The sequence below is a fragment of the Terrisporobacter vanillatitrophus genome (assembly GCF_051148895.1).
Taxonomy (GTDB): Bacteria; Bacillota; Clostridia; order Peptostreptococcales; family Peptostreptococcaceae; genus Terrisporobacter; species Terrisporobacter vanillatitrophus.
The window spans coordinates 947968-964641 of sequence record NZ_CP154625.1 but is presented as its reverse complement, the minus strand read 5'-3'; the positions used below and the strand labels follow the sequence as shown (position 1 = coordinate 964641).

General features: G+C 28.2%; 14 protein-coding genes. 1 reads left to right on the top strand and 13 read right to left on the bottom strand.

The features are described 5' to 3' along the window. Positions 1-343: 343 nt before the first annotated feature. The 10 genes from TVTCOM_RS04870 to TVTCOM_RS04825 form a co-directional block, all read right to left on the bottom strand. Complete coding sequence (locus tag TVTCOM_RS04870; RefSeq protein ID WP_434798722.1) at positions 344-2005, bottom strand: VapE domain-containing protein; 1662 nt, start codon at positions 2003-2005, stop codon at positions 344-346. Between the two features lie 163 nt (positions 2006-2168). Then, positions 2169-2432: a Mor transcription activator family protein gene (locus tag TVTCOM_RS04865; RefSeq protein ID WP_434798721.1), complete on the bottom strand. Its 264-nt coding sequence runs from the start codon at positions 2430-2432 to the stop codon at positions 2169-2171. 140 nt (positions 2433-2572) lie between these two features. Then, complete coding sequence (locus TVTCOM_RS04860) at positions 2573-3367, bottom strand: antA/AntB antirepressor family protein (protein WP_434798720.1); 795 nt, start codon at positions 3365-3367, stop codon at positions 2573-2575. A 401-nt stretch (positions 3368-3768) separates the two neighbouring features. Beyond that, positions 3769-5397 (bottom strand): ATP-binding protein, encoded by a 1629-nt coding sequence (locus tag TVTCOM_RS04855; protein WP_434798719.1) that lies wholly within the window; start codon positions 5395-5397, stop codon positions 3769-3771. Positions 5398-5431: 34 nt separating this feature from the next. Further along, a complete protein-coding gene (locus TVTCOM_RS04850; RefSeq protein WP_434798718.1) occupies positions 5432-6274 on the bottom strand; it encodes a metallophosphoesterase in 843 nt (280 codons plus the stop codon). Positions 6275-6276: 2 nt separating this feature from the next. Next, positions 6277-6876, bottom strand: a complete 600-nt coding sequence (locus TVTCOM_RS04845; protein ID WP_434798717.1) for a response regulator transcription factor — start codon at positions 6874-6876, stop codon at positions 6277-6279. Between the two features lie 339 nt (positions 6877-7215). Then, entirely contained in the window at positions 7216-8157 is a 942-nt protein-coding gene (locus tag TVTCOM_RS04840) for a hypothetical protein (protein WP_434798716.1), read from the bottom strand. Positions 8158-8167: 10 nt separating this feature from the next. After that, positions 8168-9934, bottom strand: coding sequence for an ABC transporter ATP-binding protein (locus TVTCOM_RS04835; protein ID WP_434798715.1), 1767 nt, complete (start codon positions 9932-9934; stop codon positions 8168-8170). Positions 9935-10153: 219 nt separating this feature from the next. Further along, complete coding sequence (locus tag TVTCOM_RS04830; protein ID WP_434798714.1) at positions 10154-10411, bottom strand: hypothetical protein; 258 nt, start codon at positions 10409-10411, stop codon at positions 10154-10156. A 179-nt stretch (positions 10412-10590) separates the two neighbouring features. Next, positions 10591-11808 (bottom strand): nucleotidyltransferase domain-containing protein, encoded by a 1218-nt coding sequence (locus TVTCOM_RS04825; RefSeq protein WP_434798713.1) that lies wholly within the window; start codon positions 11806-11808, stop codon positions 10591-10593. A 328-nt stretch (positions 11809-12136) separates the two neighbouring features. Between TVTCOM_RS04825 and TVTCOM_RS04820 the strand changes: the two genes are divergently transcribed. Continuing rightward, positions 12137-15541 (top strand): MucBP domain-containing protein, encoded by a 3405-nt coding sequence (locus tag TVTCOM_RS04820; protein WP_434798712.1) that lies wholly within the window; start codon positions 12137-12139, stop codon positions 15539-15541. A gap of 25 nt (positions 15542-15566) precedes the next feature. Here TVTCOM_RS04820 and TVTCOM_RS04815 read toward each other — a convergent pair whose 3' ends face one another. The 3 genes from TVTCOM_RS04815 to TVTCOM_RS04805 form a co-directional block, all read right to left on the bottom strand. After that, complete coding sequence (locus tag TVTCOM_RS04815) at positions 15567-15689, bottom strand: hypothetical protein (RefSeq protein WP_434798711.1); 123 nt, start codon at positions 15687-15689, stop codon at positions 15567-15569. Positions 15690-15716: 27 nt separating this feature from the next. After that, on the bottom strand, positions 15717-16145 hold the full coding sequence (locus TVTCOM_RS04810) for an acyltransferase family protein (RefSeq protein ID WP_434799719.1): 429 nt from the start codon (positions 16143-16145) through the stop codon (positions 15717-15719). Between the two features lie 167 nt (positions 16146-16312). Then, positions 16313-16669 carry an acyltransferase family protein gene (locus TVTCOM_RS04805; RefSeq protein WP_434798710.1) on the bottom strand — a complete coding sequence of 119 codons (357 nt, stop codon included), beginning with the start codon at positions 16667-16669 and terminating at the stop codon, positions 16313-16315. Positions 16670-16674 lie beyond the last annotated feature (5 nt).

Genomic DNA, 16674 nt, shown 5'->3' with positions numbered 1-16674 from the left:
ATTTTATTTTATTTTAGAAGCTTTACTTCTTTTTATTTATTATAACTAAAAAACGAAGGCTATTATTTTTTGTACATAATTATTTACTGATAATAAAATCTTTTTATTATAGTTTTTGGTGTCCTAGGAGCCTTTTCCTTGGTATTGCTTTATTATAGGGTAGTCGCCAAAATTTTTCTTGCCGTCCTTTTTATTTTAGTGACCAATTTTTATGCTAAAAAATAATATTTAATAAGTCTAAGAACTCTTACATAAGAAAAAAGTACACTAAAACATATAAAAGGACATTAAAAGGACGCTAAAACTCAGATTTTAGCGTCCTTTTAATTTATCAAATATAAAATTAGTAAATCCTTATTAATTTTGGACATATATAACCCCTTATTCCACCTCTTTTGGTAAAGTTCGCACCATAAAACTCCATAACACTTTTCAATCCTTTTGTACTTTTCAAATTAAAATATCTGGCAATTTCACTAGAACTTATCCATGCCCAATCTTCTCTTGGACTCTTCCAATTAAATCCATCTTCCACCATGACTTGCACATGATTCATTGGTGTAAACTCATCATTACTCTCATTTAACATTTCCATCTCATCACTGGTTAAATAGTGAGCATATTTGTTGCTGCAAAGCAGATGCATTACTTGTCCCCACAATTGATTTACATCAATCTCTTCCAACTTTTCAAAATCTATTTTCTCCACTGGTATAACCCAATACCTTCTATTTCCTGTTTCATCTTTTAAAAAATCCCCTTGGTTAACTGTTGCATAAAAAGATGTCATCCTAGGGTATTTTGATGGAAAGGCTGCATAAGGCCTTCTAAATTCATCTTCTTGCTCTGTTAAAAAAGCTTTTAATTTTGCCAAATCCTTTTTCAGGGTGGAGTCTAGTTCACCCAATTCACATACCCAGTATTTTATACACTGATTTATTTTATCCTTGTCACTGGGATCCAAATCTAATCCCGTTTTTATATATAGTGGTATTATTTTTTTAATAAACCTAGTTTTGCCCAGTCCTTGGCTTCCCTGCAAGGTTAGGACGCCTTCCACGTTCATATTTCCTTCATTATTATATACAATCCTAGCTGTATTAATTAACCACTTAATAATTAATATTCTTTTTAGCTTTTGGTTAAAGTTTTTCTTCGTTATTAAACAATCACATAATTTTTGAATATTATTATTTTTATTGTCATATATTTTTTCACAATCCTCCAGATACTTTCTAACTGGATTTTGATAATTTTCCATCCCTATTTTTGTAATAAACTCTACTATTTGTTTTGAAGTTAATTTAAATCCATATTTGTAACAAAGTGAATGTATATCTATAATACAATCATTTAAATTACTACTAAAAAGTCCATCAACTTCTATAGTTTTAGAAATTTCATTGTAGTAAACTTCTATTTTGTTTGCTGCAAGTAAACATGCTAAGTTTTCCCATACTTTTAGCAAATTGTTCTCCTTGTCCATAAAGGGAAAATCTATTTCGTAATTTGTACTTTCTTCTTTAAACTTCATATTTTCATAATCCGCTGCCAAATAATCAAGACCTTTTGATCTTGCTTCTTTGATTTTATAATTATAGTAATTAATAGTTGCCTCTTTATTATTGGTTATGTTTTTTGCTCTATAAAATGCTGCATTATTTTTATTTTCTTGCTTATTATACTTTGATGATCTTGTATTTGTAGGCAACTGCAAGTTCTTTCCCAAAATCTCGTAAGCCCTCTTCAAGGCTGGTATAAAATTAAGATTTTCACTTTTCCTAATAAAAGTAATTATATCCCCACTTTCACCACATCCAAAACACTTGTAAAAGCTGCCACCAGAGCTATTCTCTTTTACATAGAAACTAGGATTTTTGTCATTATGAAAGGGGCATATCATTTTTTTGTTTTTTAGTTGGTTAGGATAATAATAATTTATTACAGTTACTAATTCATTCAAACTTCTTATATCATCAACGTATTTTTTACTATTAAAACTCAAAACTTTTACTCCCCTCTTACAATAAATATTTCAGTCAACGAACTTGCTCAAACCTTACTTTTATAATTTAAAGTAAAGTTTGAGCCTTATGATAAAAATATTTATAACTTTTAGATTTTTTAATTTATGTACTCTACCATTTGTATGGGAATAAGTTCATCCATTAATTTGAAACTCCGTTGTCTGTTAAAATTTTTCTTATTTGTTGACTTGTAATACCGTATTTTATTCTAAGTTTGTCCACATTTTTCCCATTGTATTGTCTTACAATTTCTCTGTTTCTCTCCCCCAAAATTACTTTTCTGTGAACTGGAATATATACTGTTGTACCACCATAAAGTTTTGATATTTCTTCAAAATTTTTCATTCCTACTATTTCTGCCAAGGCGTGTAGCTCATAAGGAATGTCTTCCATTAAAATATTCATCCTTTACCCCTCTTTTCTTTTTTAAGTTTACTTCTTTACTTTATAGAACGCACGTTTTATATTTACATTGTAGCGAACTCACGTTTTGTTGACAACAATTTTATATAAATTTCTATTGTATACATATTTGTACATTTATTTTACAAAACATCAATATATTCTACTTTCATAAGATTCTCATTCATCAGCAAGTTTGTAAAATAATCTCTTCCCCTTGAATTTATCAAAGCCTGAATCCCACTGTGTCCTGCTGGTGATTTAAATGGTCTTAAATTAAAATATTCCATATATTGTGAGTAAGGTCTAATGCTGTTATAGTTGTCTCTGTAACAAAAGTTTCTCAAAATCAGCCAACTTATTAGCATGTTTTCCTTCATACCAAACATCTTTGCTGTATCTCTAAAATTAGTAAGTAAATCACTAAAATTTTCACTGTTATAATTATCTGCCATATAGCTAGGTACTAGTTGATTAGTAATATTAGGATTACTTGGTATGACTTGTGACACAACTTGTGAAGAATGTATGATTTCATCATCTGAGTTTTGTTCAGTTGTGGATTGTGTGTATGGTATGTTACTGCCTAATAGTTGTTTTAGTCTATCTAAAATAGCTTCTGGTGAGTTGAACTTTTTCTCAAGATTTATAAAATATAACCTTGCCTGTCTTCCCCTATCACTTCTTTGAAACATGCAAATTTCTTTTGCCATATCTGCCTTTAACATATAGTCCTTGAAATCTTGCATTCCTCCTGATGTTTGGTATTTTTGTATTACTATTTCGTAGTCTTCATTTTCCTCAAATCCATATTCTATCATTCTTGGGATCCATATTTTAAAAGGCGTTTTAATTTGAAGAAAGTCGTGTAGTTCTCTTCCACTTACTATTACTTCTCCACTTTCATTAACCATGTAGGGTATTAATTGATTTTCCATTTTTTACCTCCAATTTTTAATAATTTTTTCTTTGAAGTTTATTTTATTGCTATTATAGTAGTTTATTTTTGTGGATTATTTGTAGAAAATAATTTCTGAAATTATATTTAGACTTGGGCCAAAGGGGTGCACATTTTTGTTACCACCTTTGTAAGATAGGTTTTAAGTATAAAAAATAGAGCCTACTTCGTGTAGACTCTATTTTCATTTATTATTATGCTCCTAAAGTTACGGATAAGGATAGCAGAAATTTGCATAATTTTGTACATTTTTATATTCCATTTTATGTACATCTATATAGCATCATTTACTATTTAGATATATGTAGGTTTACTATTTCTGGTGGATTATTAAATCTTGCTAATATTAAACGCGTCACTTTATTTTAAGGACGCGTCACTTTATTTTAAGGACGCGTCCTTTTTATCATCATGTACAAGCATATACTTAATCTTATTAGATGTTCCAACTTTCTTAATAACACCTTTTCTTATTAAGCTATTACACAAGTTTAAATTTTTATTTTTCTTAAAACCTAACTTTTCTTCACTTAGACTTCTGTTAATAAACCCATTACTCTTTATAAATTCTATTATCTTATTTTCTTCATCGGTAATTTTTATTGAATAATCTATTTCATTTTCTTTAAATTCACTTTTTTCGTTACTTTCGCTACTTATGTAATAAACACTTCCTCTACCATATCCTTCAATTTTAAGGAATTTATTTTTTACCAAGCTATATAGTACTTTAGTTATGTCATTTGGGTGATTATTACAAATAGTCTGTAGTCTTGAATTAGTGACGCATCCTTCTAAGTATGCAGTAACTACAGCTAATACTTCTAACTCTCCAAGAGTATCAAATTTTTCACCATACATATTTCTCAATTCATCTAAACATTCCTTCGGTATAAGTGATACCATCCACATATTTAATGTAACAGTATTTAATTTGATATTTTCTTCAAGCTGAGGTATTCTCCAATGTTGCTGGTTCCATGCTTTTAATATAGTAGGAAATCCAGAACCTATATTCTCGCCAAGTCCTATCATTCTCAGTGCTGATTGTATCTTTGGATTTCTAGATTTTGAATTACCACCACTGAAAATATCTTCTTTAGATATTTTTAAATTACCAGCATTAGAAAACTCATAATGATCCTTGTGTCTTATAATTTTTAATGTTCCTTGAATATTATAATCTCCATGTATTATACAATTTACAAATGCTTCTCTCAGAGCTTTGTGTACTAAAGTATCATCTATTCTTGTTAAATTTTCCATATAAAAAGGTACTTTTAATCCCTCTGTAAGCTTTGGTATAACCATTGTGTAAAAATTATATAAGTTATTTTCCCATGTTCCATCTATTGTTACTCTATCATTCCATCTAACTTCATCATTTATATTTCTTTGATCTCTGAAATCTAGGTTTATATAAGGATAAGCTTCTCTAATACTTAGTCCTTTACCAAACATAAGTAATCCTGCAAGTGTTAATCCTTCTATCTTAGTTCTTCTATCTTTAGAAATAGAACCTAACTGTACTAGAAATTCTTTGTCTGATAATTCATTCCATATATGATCTGGATTTACAACTCCAAACTTATTTCTATATCTTTTTAATGTATTTATATCAACATCATCAATATCATAGCCTTCTAGTATTTTTGAATCTCCACCTTGTTCTGAGGCATCTCTTATCATAGCATTTATTTCTTCTTCACTACACTTATAATCTCCCTCATAATTTCTTTTAAATGTTCCTTTATAAGGATTTCCATTTATAAAAATAGGCTTGTCTTTATAGTAAGCTCTTGGAATATTTATCTTTATAACCGATTTATTGTTAATTTCTATTATTTCTAAGTCTTCATCTTTTAAAATATTTCTATTAACTTTTTCTCCATTTAATATACTCCAAAAGTCTTTTATTATTTTATCTGCATTTTCAACACCTGTTATAACTAACTCATGATTTAACTCATCTACTCCTAGTATAATAAGTCCTCCATTAGTATTTGCCATAGCTTTAAATCTTATTGTACAATATACATTATTTTTACTTTGAAGTTAGCTGTAAATTCACCACTTCAGGCACATTATTAAATCTAGGTAGTTTTTCTTTACCTGATCCTAACCCACTGGTTATAAGAATCTTTATCTTATCCAAATCAAAAAGTCCTTTGTCATACTCTGGAAACCATCCTTGATCTCCACCATAAAGTCCTCCAAAAAAAGGCAGAACAACTTGTCCACCATGATTGTGTCCGCTTACTACTAAATCAATATCCCATACCTTTGATGCATCTCCAAATATAAAACTGTCTGGTCTGTGTGACATCATAATCTTATAATTATCTGTATCTTGAAAATCACTTAGAAAATCATAAGTCTTATTATCATGACTCAGGCCAAAAGCATATTCATACATACCACCAATTCTTATATTGCTATCTTTTATTTTTATATCTTTGTATTGATTATCTAACACTGTAATATTTATATCTTCTAACTCCTTTATTAAATCTGATGTTCTAGCTTTTATATAGTCTTCCTCTGTATTTCCTAAGGAATAATATACTGGAACTATTTCACCTAACTGTTTTAAAAAATTTATTACAATATTACTATTTATTGAATTATCATTTATCATATCTCCCACGACTAAAACTGCATCTGGTGACTGAGATTTGATTATTTTTACTAATTCCTCATTATTACCTTTGAATTTATTATCGTGTAAATCTGATATTATGATTAAATTGACCTTGTTATTGATTTGATTTGTTGTAATTGAATAGTTTGTTGTCGTTAAGTTATTATAAGATATGTTAACCTCGTATATACATATAATAGTTAGTAAAAATAAAAGTATTATTAAATACTTTATATTTCTTTTCATATTTATACGATTCCTATTTCATGTACATAAAGGGCTGCATGTGTTCTATCTCGTAAGTTTAATTTTTCGAAAATATTGCTTGTATGTTTTTTCACTGTATGTTCTGTTATACACAAATCTGTAGCTATTTCCTGGTTACTTTTTCCTGTTGAAATACATAAAAGTATTTCTTTTTCTCTCTTAGTAAGTTCTTTTATTTCATTTAAATTGTCTTTTCTCATATAGTTTTCTACTAAATCAGAGTCAAAGTATTTCTTACCTTTGGCTAATAGATTGATAGCATATTTAATACTTTCACCTTCTATATTTGCTAATATATAGCTATCTACACCTATTTTCATACATTTAGAGAAAAGTCTTGTATCTTCATAAAAATCTAAAATCATTACTTTTGCATCAGTATTTTGTTTAACTTCTTTTATGCAGTTTAGGTATTCTTTTGTATTTTTATTTAAATCAAATATGACTAAATCATATTTTCCTTTTTTAATATCTCTACACATATACCCCTCGTTTAAAGATTCTACTACATCCTCTTCTTCTAGTATTTGGGCTACACCCTTTCTAATTACTAAAGATTCAGAAATTATAATTCCTTTCATTATTTTCCCCCCATTATGGAAATTAATTTTCATTTGTTAACTTAATTTTATATAGTATACTAAACCCCTATTATATTACTCTTTGCTTTATAAAATAGACTAAATATCTTTAAATTCCCCAATTATAAAAATATTTATTTTCAGTTTTTACACTAATATCCCCAATTCTTCCATATATACTTAAATGTTATACTTATTTAGTATAAGTTTCAATAATTATTTAGTATTATATCATTACTTTCGTTTTTCAAATTTCCTTATCATTCAACAAATTGTTCATAAAATATAGATTTTATAACTCTGCACTACTAAAAAAAAGGAAGCTTTAAATAAGCTCCCTTAAGTAGTAACTTCTTCATATAATCTTGCATGATTTTCCACATATATTTTTTCTTCTATTAGTCTAATCTGTTCATCTACTGAAAATACATCTTTAGGTCTAGTTATTTTATATAACTTAATACTTTTAGCTATTTCTAAACATTTCTTAAAGTATATAGGATCTATTCCTCCGCAATATCTTAACATTTCTATTCTAAAAATATTTTCAAGTATTTTATTCATTTTTTGAACACCAATTACTTCTTCTATTTCAACTTGATTTACTTCCCCTACTGTAAGTTCAAATATGGCTTCCAAGGGAGTTTCCTTTTTTGTAAACTGCTCAAAGGCAGGGACCAAATATTTGTTAACATCTAAATCTCCTCTAAATTGTTCAAATTGATCAATATTGTATCCTAATTTGACCATAGCATCTTCACAAAGTTTTTGATATGCAAACCCATGATTGATTGTCTTTATTTCACCTATATTTATAGAACATACATCATCAGAAATAAACTTATGTCCCTTCTGTCTAAGTGCAGTGGAAATAGTAGATTTTCCAGCTCCTTTTTCTCCTGTAAAAATACAACCTTTTCCATTAATAACTATTCCTCCTCCATGAATAGCTACCATATTCCTTTGAAGTAATGCTAATCCTAATACACTTCCCAAAATATATAACTTTATTGTTTTAAAAGAAGCATTTTCATAAGGCTCTATAACAACAGTATCACCATTGTAAATATGATATATTGCCACATCTTTTATATGGAACCACATATCTAATTTTTCGTAATTTGCAACACTACCAGTTTCTCTTAATTCTTTTATTTCATCATTTACTACCCCATAAGATAACTTAACATCCACATCACAATTATTATCTATTACCTCTAACTCAGGAATCATTATACTAGACTCAATATTCAACCCATATACCCTATAATAATATTTCATAATTTGCCCCCTAAAAATCCACAATCATTTGCTCTACTTCTGCACTTGATATTAGATTCACTTCACTATTAGAAATTTTATACACCTTATCACACATAGTAAGTACACTTGGTCTATGTGTTGTTACTATACAGGTTTTTTTGCTATTTAATTTCATTATATTTTTTAAGACTCTTCTTTCTGTAACTATGTCTAATGCAGAAGTTGCCTCATCTAGCAATAATATTGGCGAATCTCTAAGTATGGCTCTCGCAATAGATAGTCTTTGATTTTGACCTTCAGAGAATCCACCTCCTCGCTCTCCTATTTTGCTATAAATACCATCTGGTAATACTGATATAAAATCATAAGCACAAGCAGCTTTTAATGCTTCTACTATTTCTTCATCTGTAGCATCTAATTTTACTAGTCTCATGTTTTCTGCAACAGTACCTGAGAACATAGTCTTTTCTTGTGGTACATAAGCCATTAGTTTACGAGTACTGGCTGATATATTACATTCTAATCCATTTGCATTTCTAATTATTGCTCGTCCTTTTTGAGGATTAGTAAGTCCTAATATTAATCTCATCATAGTACTTTTACCCTCTCCCGAAGGACCTACTAAAGCTATTATTTCACTTGGATTTGCCTCTATATTAGCATCACTAAACACTACTTTATCAGAATTTAAATATGTAAAATCAACATCTTCTAATTCTACAGATACTCCTACTTGTTCCACATTTTCTTCCATAATATCTACTAAGTTATCATCTTTATATTTTTCTCTAGGCAGTTCTACTACTTCCATAATTCTACCAGCAGCAGTAGTAGCACCAATAGCTGATGGCACTAAGTCTATTAAACTGGAAAATGATCCAGATAATCTACTAGATAATTGCAAAAATAGCACCATAGTACCATATGTTATGTAGCCTGTCCAAAGTCTATATACTCCCCATCCAAAACAAGAATAATATACACAAGTTCCTACTAATGACATAAATGCTGAAGTCCATATGGAAAACTTGTTATAATCTAAACTTACCTTAGTGTATTCACTTTGAACATTTCTCAAACGTTTGGAAAATACTTTAGAAAGATTAAATGCCTTTAGTGATTGTAAATTTTGAAATGATTCCTCATTGAAAGACATCATATTACTTCTTACTACTCTTATTTCTTTATTAAACTTTCTCATTTTTAGCATTAATGATTTTGAAACTATAATAGTAATAGGCGCACTCATAAGAGCTATTACTGCCATAGTTGCATCATAGTATAATACTACTGACAATATACTTATAAATTGAACTACTTGAGTTATTAAATTTGGTACCCATCCAAGTACACTACTTGCTACTGTAGATGAGTCATCTGTTAATCTATTTAATAAGTCTCCACTATGGAAAGTGGACATGCTCTCCCAGTCAGTATTAATAATTTTATCGTATATATCTGCTCTTATTTCATTTCCTACTTTTACGTTTATTTTTGCAGATATTCTACTAGTTATAGCATCTACAACAATAGTCCCTATAGACATTCCTATTATAATGGCTACTGCCATACCTATTCCACCTGAATCATAGCCTGTAACTGCATCTATTAAATTCTTAGATGCCACACTACTAACTAAGCCCATTGCTGTTTCAAGTATACCTAGAACTATATAAAATACAACTCCCCATTTGTACTTTTCTACATACTTATACATCCATTTTGCTTCTATATACATTTCTTTTAGCATACCATCTTTTATTCGTTGAATTATTTTTTTCAAATATGCAATCATAATTTATATTCCCCCCACATATAGATAGCTAATACAATAATATCAACTTTTGTACTATTATTGTATTAGCTATTTATATACCATTTCTACTCCTAAAGTATACTTTATTGTAAAATTTATTCACAATAAAAAGAGTTGATTCCTATTCAGCTTAGAAATCAACTCTTAGTAATTACTTAAAAATACTTTTTTTAGTGTCCTTCAAGAATAAACATCTGATTAAGATATTTGAGCACAATTACATTTTTTCCTATTTGGCCAAATAATTTGACCACTATAAATTTTACATCCTCTACATGTTTTACAATAGTATGAACATCCTTTGATTATACATATTAATGTTCCAACTGATTTGCTATCAGTTTGAGCTGTTATGCTATTAGTTTTAGTTTCTACAGAATTAATATACGGACATTCATTACTTTTAGTTGAAACTAGGTCTAAATTTAAAATTTCTGGTTTTTTCCACTCTTTCATTTGTACCCCTCCATTTAATCTCTTTGTATATAATCAGCTTATTATATATTAATTTTATTGTACAGTATCAATATGTTAGTATCTATTAGACTTTAGTATAATTTGTCACGTACTTCAGTATACTCTTAAAATACTATTTATACAGACTGAAATAATAATAGACAATTACTCAAACAATCTTATAACTCAAGCCAATTTATTAAATCATTTCTTTTTTGAGATATCCCAACAGTAGATGTAGTAAACTTAATCTTATCTTTCATTGAGTAATCCTTATTAAACACACCTCTAGCTAAATGGTGTGTCCATGCAATGGGTGTTAAAATTTTATAATTTTTAGCATAATTGTATATATCAGACATGTTCTCAACCCTAGGAAATAAAAACCTGGCATATCTCTTTAAGGAACTTGTATTTTCCCCATCTTTCTTATCAGAAGTGTATGCAAATTCACTAGCCACACTACTTACAAAGTCTTGCTTACCATGAACACCGCTTTTAAATATATCTTCAATAAATTGATTTAGATAAGACTTGTCCTCTTTTACAACGTCTTCTACATCACTTGGAACAGGCATTTCAAATAATGTATTACATGCTAACATGACTTTTAGAACAAATTTATAAATCCCATATTTTTTACATCTATCCATAAATCTAATCCATTTTATCTCATTTCCTCTTTTATTAACTAATAAAGTAAAGTCTATCAAATGTCTTATTCCAAACCCTCTATAAACCATATGTTTTGCCATGTGTATACATTGGAATATAGCTAAATCTTCTAAACTCATTGTCTTCGCTACTGCACTTCCTATATTTACCTCTTCCACATTATGCCACATATCTTCTTCAAATTTAGTTATTTGCTTAAAGAAATGTTCATCTGCCAAATTCCAATGTAGCTCTATAGGTAAGCATCCTCCTTTTGAATATACAAAATGAGAAGGTGATTGTTCTATTTCTACGTACCCTCTATTTAATATAAGTTCTATTGATTTTTCCAAATCTTCTTCTTTTACCACTATATCTGCATCGCTCATTGTTCTAATCGTTGGACTTGGGTACAAGTCTCTTATGACTAAACCTTTTAATACTAAAACTTCTATATTCTCCTCATTAAAGTTATGTAGTATTTTCTCAACTTCTTTTATATGTTGTTGCTGAGTTACACCAGATATAAACACTTCTTTTTTCCAAAAGTTTAATAAATCTTCTGGTATGCTATTTTTTATTTCACTTGGAATTGCTGAATAGACTAATGCTTCCACTTTGTGCTCTCTTGACAAGTTTATTATCCTCTGCCAATCTATCTCTTGTTTTTTATCAATATTCATTTTTTTTCCATTAATAGTAGTTTTAATATATTTTATAATTTGTTTTTGAACTAAATCCATTTAATCCCCCTCGTGTAAATCCCCTTATATAATACTCTTCAATCATTTATATTATATATTGTAATAATTTAGTATTATATTTTGTATTACACAATAGTATTATTTTAGGTATATATTATTCTATAATTCTACTATTTATTTAAATATATATTCATAGTATTAAAAAATGTAATTATTTGTCATAAACAGTAAACATTTGTCATTTCATTCCATATTATATATAGAATATTACTTTATTCAAATAAAGAATTCTCTTTTCTCATGTACCAAGCTCTTCGTTTGTTGCTTCATTAAGAAGTTGAGAATTAAAAAGGAGATGTGTCATTAAATGTCTACTACTCAGACATACAAATGCATAAGAAGCTATGCAACCATAAAAAGTAAGCCCTCCTTATTTGCCTCTAATTTAGGCACTCTAAAAAAAGGAAGTCTAATAGAGGTAATTAGTATAAATGGTTTCTGGGCATATTTTAAATACAATAATAAAGATGCATATATACTAACTATCTATATAAAAAAAGTACAAACAGTTATAACTGGCAGTATAACTATTCAATATTTAAATACGGATACTAAAGCTGTAATTTTGTCACCTGTAACTAATAGCAACCTTACTCTCAAATCCTACACATATACGGCTCCATCCATTGCAAACTATACAGTAGTAAATCCTAGTACAAAATCTGTAACTTTAACAGCAACAAATCCTAATCAAGAAATCATATTTTACTACAAAGAAAACAAAATCTATGGAACTATCACCATAAAATATGTGGAGCAAGGAACTAATATATCCATAGCTCCATCTGAAATTCACAATAACGTAGAATTAGGAACTTACTCATATAACTCTATAGATATTTTAGGCTATCAGATTTCCGGGTTATCTAGTAAATCAGTTACTCTTACTAAAGATACTTTCAATCAGACTATCATATTTGAATATAGTAAAATACTTGGATCAGTTTCTGTTAAATATCTGGATGTAGATACTAACAAGGAAGTTGCTAGCTCTGATTTATATTCTAATTTAGATATTAAAAATTATACTTATAGCGCTAAGTCCATAGATGGATATACTGCTGTTGACCCTAGTTCAAAAACAGTAACTTTAACATTGTCACAATCGAATCAAGAGGTAGTATTTTACTACAAGAAAAATAAAGTATACGGAAGCATCACTATAAAATATGTAGACAAAACAACTAATGCATCTATAGCTGAATTTAAAGTTTATAAAGACCTGGAGCTAGGGACTTATTCTTATGATGCTATAGACATTTTAGGATATGATATATCTGGAGAATCAAGCAAATCAGTAATTCTTACTACTGATAATCTTAATCAAACTATTATATTTGAATATGTAGTTGAAAATGCTATTGAGCCACTTGATCCTGCCAAACAAAATGAAGTTCCTTATATATCTACTTACTATATAAAACCTATAATAAAACCTGATGAAGAAGTAATCATAGACTACTATATTACTGACTACTATCACAAAGAATACGTAGAAGAAGATTTTAGTGAAATATTTACAGTTACAGTAAGAATCGAAGGAAAGGACGATATTATAGTTAAAAACTTAAAGGCAGGAGATCATTCTATAAGCTTAGGTACTTTCCCTAAACTAGATGGGCAAGAACAAAAATTCTCTATACTATGTACTGACCAATATGGTAGAAACTCTCATGAGTTATTCAACTTCTTCTTAGTTAGAAATGATGTTCCTGTTAAAGAATATATAATGACTACACAAGATTTAACAACTTACAATATTAGTAATACTAATGATACTACTAAATTAGTTTCTACTAGGGAAGGTTTACAAAAACTATTAGATGATAAGCAAGCTCAAGGGTTTAATAGATTAAGATTACTTGCAGGAACTTATAGAATAGATCATCTTGCTCCTATTTATATTCCTACTAAGTTTACTTTAGATATGAATGGGGCTACTTTGAAACTTCATGAATTTACAGGAGATAAAGCATTGATGATGGAATTAAATAATACTTTTGATTCTCATGTTATAAACGGGACAATAGAAGGAGATTATTATAATCATGATTATACTAATTCACCAAATAATTCTGAGTGGGTTCATGGTATTAGTATAGGCGGAGAGGCAAAATATAGTTCTTATGAGAATTTAACTGTAAAAGATATTACAGGGTATGGAACTATAAATGGTATTAAAGAGTCTAGAGATAACAAACTAGGATACACATATTTATATCCTAGAAAAATTGGTAATACTTTTAAACTAGGTGATATAGATAGAGCTACAGGTATAGATATTGTTTCAACTAATAGAACTACTTGTGATTTTAGAGATATATCTGGATATAGTGAAATTGGATATCTATCAGTAAGTGTATATCTTGGATATCAAGGTAACCCTTGTGGTACTTGGAATTTAGTTTGTCACTTCTATGATGGTAATAGAATTTTTATAAAATCAACTGATGCTTATCAATACAGAAGAATTTCTGTTCCATCTACTGCTAAGTTTATGAGAGTTACAATATTAAACGAGGCTTATCCTACTAATTTATCTATTCAACTATTTAGACTACCTACAAACTGCCAATTTGAAAATTTAAGACTAGATAACTGTAGAGCTGTTGGTATGGCTCCTCAAGGTATGAATAATATGTTATTTGAAAGCTGTGAGTTAAGTAAATGTGGTACTGCTGTTACTAAGTGTGCATTAGATGCAGAGGATGGTTGGGATATGATGCAAGATGCCACTTTTAGAAAACTCAACTTCCATGATAATCCTCATAATGATTTCTTAACTTGCGCTGGTCATAATTTTGTTGTCGAAAAAATGGTCAACGGAAAACTTTATATTTGGAGTAGAACTAAAGATTTAGTTATAAGAGATAGTACTTTAAATGACTCTTATTTGGGTTATGATAGTCTTGTTAAGACAGGCTGCTATCGCTTTTATAATAATAAATCCACATCCGTTACATGCAGAGAAAATGCTACTACTTCAGATATTATTTTAAGAGATTCTGAAGTAGCTAGTTTCACAAAAGCAACTGCTTATAATTGTACAATTACTCGCGGTATATTATCAGATGGTATTGTTTACAACTCTCAATTTATAAATCATAATTCTAATATTAATACAAACGTTTATATTTATAATTCAAATTTTACCACATCTGATGGACAAGTGACAAATATAAGGTTGAATCAAACTGGAGGAATTAGAGTTTTTCATAATTGTATTTTTAAAGGAACTACTAAGATTGCGGGTAATGGTTGCAATAGTGGTCTATTTACTAATTGTACCTTTGATGACTTTGATATTACTATTAATCAACCTAATAAACTTGGTGATTTGAAATTTGATAATTGTACTATAACTTATTATGAAAAAAATGTAAGTGGCGTGGATTCTGGTTTTGTAAAACTTATCAATGCAAATGCTAGTTGTGAATTTAATGATTGTAAGATAAACTGTATTCCTGATGATAAAAATACAAGAAAAGCCCTCGTATGGATAAGAGGTTATGTTAATGGCTCTAAGACTATATTTAAAAATTGTGAGATATCAAAATCAATAGGTTACGTAATTGATGGGTATTCTCAAGCATCAACACTTGCAAGCGATACTAATTATGAAGTTATATTAGAAATTTCACCAACTAATATTCAATTAATATCAGATAAATATAAAAACTATACTTATTATATAGTTACTATAATTAACTAAGTTTAAAATTAGGCTATGATAATTTTTAATCATAGCCTAGTATAGAAATAATTAAACCACTCCATCTTAGTTCTAATTCTTTAATATACTTAAATCCATAATAACCTATAGCAAAAAATCCAAGTCCTATAAAACTTTTTAATATCACAATATATTTTAAATAACTTTTAGCTACTTATATTGATATTGTAAATAAAAATACTATAAATAAGACAATCAATTTATTACTTTTAAATATTTTATTTATTATTACAAAGATTAATTCGATTATGAACAGTGCTAGTAAAAAACATAATGCAACTAATCCATTTAATCTAATTACTGTATTTATATCATTTACTAATGAATCTACCGTGAAACTAGACAGTACATAGTTAATAAAAATAAAAACAATATTAAAAATAATATAAGGTCTTAGTAAAACTTTAATTCTAGATTTAAATAAATTTCTAATAGACTTATTAAGTCCTTCACTGTAATAAAATAAACACCCTGATATAATAAAAAATAGTGGCATATGAAAGGAATGTAACCGTATTCTTATGTCATTAACAGGATATGCATGACCTAAAATTACTAATAATATACTAAACCCTTTTGTCATATCTATGTATTGTAATCTATTATCTTTATTTTTCATCAACTAAATTTTCTACCCTCTTATAGTTATCTAGCATCTTTAAGTCTATCCTTCTTATAATTTAATTATATATAAAGTTTATTAAATATAACAACTAGATACAAGCAAAACTCACCATACAAATATTTATATTAGATTTCTATATATACTTTTTCTCTATTACTAATTGACTTACATACTACATTCTTAGTTATATATCTATTTAATACTATTGCTATTAAAATAGATATTATCAGTGCAGGAATAGATATAATTATATTTTTTATTAACCAATGATATGTTAAATCCTTAAATACACGTCTAAATATAATTAATATTAATTCATGTACCATATAAAATTCAAAACTAAATACAGCTATTTTTTGTAGTATATCATTGGATAATATTTTAGATATTTTACCTTTCTCACATGCCATTATATATATTCCTAATGCAAATATAGGTGAATAATAACTTAATGCATATTCAAATTCAAAATTACTAAACAAGGTAA